The sequence below is a fragment of the Paraburkholderia sp. CI2 genome (genome assembly GCF_014201055.1).
In the GTDB taxonomy this organism is placed as follows: Bacteria; Pseudomonadota; Gammaproteobacteria; order Burkholderiales; family Burkholderiaceae; genus Paraburkholderia; species Paraburkholderia tuberum.
The window spans coordinates 1-2,112 of sequence record NZ_JACHDL010000062.1; the positions used below are offsets into that span (position 1 = coordinate 1).

The 2,112-nt window shown below is 58.4% G+C and carries 3 protein-coding genes; 1 reads left to right on the top strand and 2 read right to left on the bottom strand.

Annotated features, from left to right (window positions below; all coding sequences use genetic code 11):
• Positions 1–522: glycosyl hydrolase (locus HDG32_RS35870; RefSeq protein ID WP_260336732.1), on the top strand; the 522-nt coding region annotated here is incomplete at its 5' end.
• Between the two features lie 540 nt (positions 523–1,062).
• Here HDG32_RS35870 and HDG32_RS35875 read toward each other — a convergent pair.
• Entirely contained in the window at positions 1,063–1,500 is a 438-nt protein-coding gene (locus tag HDG32_RS35875; protein WP_260336733.1) for a hypothetical protein, read from the bottom strand.
• Between the two features lie 228 nt (positions 1,501–1,728).
• A partial coding sequence (locus tag HDG32_RS35880; RefSeq protein WP_409340086.1) for a tyrosine-protein kinase family protein occupies positions 1,729–2,112 on the bottom strand: 384 nt, incomplete at its 5' end.

The window sequence follows — 2,112 nt, forward strand, 5'->3', positions numbered from 1 at the left end:
TACAACTCGGCGTACCCGAATAACGGCTGGAAACCGCCCGCGGGCAGCGAGCTGATCCAGGCGACCGACTACATCAAGGCAATGGGTAACAACACCAAGAGTGCTTCCAGCCCGTTGAACGTCGAGATCGACGTCGTCGACGTTCACCCGTACTTCAGCAGCGCCGACTACCAAACGCTGATGCAGTCGTTCAAGACGACCGTTTCGAATCTGGTCGCTAGCGGTCCCAAGCCGATCTGGATCACGGAAACCAACAACGGGACGACCCGTACGGACGCCGGACAACTCGCGGCATTCAATCAGTTGAAGGTGCTGATGGACAACGGTTCGGTGGCAAAGGCGTTCTGGTATGTCGTGCGTAACGGCGATCCGAGCAACGGGGAAGGCGACGGCTACTCAATCTACGATTACAACCGTAACCTGATTTGTCCGCAGCTTGCCGCCGCGATTCGGGCCTACACCGCGAGCATCCCGCGAGCGCAGCGATTCCTATCGGGTCCCTACCTGACCCCGCTCCAGTGAAGGCGTCTAATTGCAATCGATGAGATGAACGCGAACGCCGACTCCGCCGTTTGCGTCATTTTGCCGTTCTGCCCTGCTCCAACGTGCTTGATGGTGTTGCAAAGAGGAAGCAGCGGACATCCGCAATGACGGATGGATCATAAGAGGGCGATGAGACTAATTCTCCTCCTTTGATCCTCTCGCGCGCGCAACGCAAAGCGCACACGCGAAGACCCCAATCGCCACGCCGATCAGCAGACAGGCGGCATGCGTCAAGAAAGTTACCATCTTCCACTCCCTTTACGACCACATCGAATTTTTGAGAAGTTGAACAGCACGATGTCATCGGTGGCGTAGCTATGGCTTGAGATCTTCCCTAGCGGCACCGGACAGTGTGATGAAGGCGATCCAAAGTCCGGCAGAGATTGACAAGGGCGCAATGTCCCGCTTGCGGATGGATGCCGACCTAATAATCGAACTCACTATACCACGGGTTTAGCCACGCTTTCGGCGCCAAACTTCAGAATGGCAAGCGCATTGCATCGCCGGCGGCGCGCGGGTTCAGAAGACCGTGACGTACGAAAATAGCCGACGCGGTAGGCGAGCGCGAAGCTGCCGGCGTCGCGATGGACGAATATCATCAGCATCAAAATGGCAGACGCCGGCCGGCACAAACAGAGAGGTCGGAAAGATCCCGCCATAGATGAAGACGCCGCTGCCCGCGCGCTCAGCTTTCAAAAGCGCCATCAGGCAGATGAAGTGCCCGGCGAACGCAGTGATCGATAAGAAACGGACCGTGGCGATCTTCGTGTACTCCCTTTCGCTGGTCAGCGCTTCACCCAGCGTCTGTTGCAGAAACACGCCGAATGCGAGGGCGATCACCGGAATCGAATCGGAGGGGCCGGAAATGATCGTGGCCACCAAGCGCGGGCCGATCGGTATGGCGACGGCGCTGGAACTCGTCATTGCACGCACGGCCTGGGCCTTGTCCGCCGCCATGCACGCAACCTTCAGACGCAAGCCGATTAACGAGCGGATAAAAAGTACGCGAGAGCCGTCGGCCCGCAGAACTTCCCGATCAATAGAATCGAAACGAAATTGAGCGCCTGACTCAGTACAACTCCAGCGACACTGACGAATGAGTCTTTGATATCCGCCAATCATCCACGCCGAAAGTCGGCTGATTTTTCATCGTCATTCGTGACGACGGCCCTCGCGCCGTGAAGGCTAGCCTTGCTTTGTCTCTCCACTGGCCGGCAGTGCATCGAGATAGGAAGCACTGCGATAGAGGTCTGCGCGCGCACCCAGACTATAGCGATAGACATCCGTATCGATCGCGTTGAAGATCACGCCCTTCACCCGGGCATTCGCCTGCTTGAGCTGCGCGGTCGCCTGCAGCACCTGCGCAATGGAAGTGGTCTCGAAGCGGGTCACCAGCAGCACGGTGCCGCAGCTATCCGCAAGCGCGGTCGCGTCGGATACGGCGAGCACCGGCGGCGTGTCGATCAGCACGATATCGTATTCGCTCGTCTTCGCGAGGAATTGCTGCATGCGTTCGCTCACCAGAAGCTCGGCCGGGTTCTCCGGTATCGCTCCGCGCGCAACGAAGTC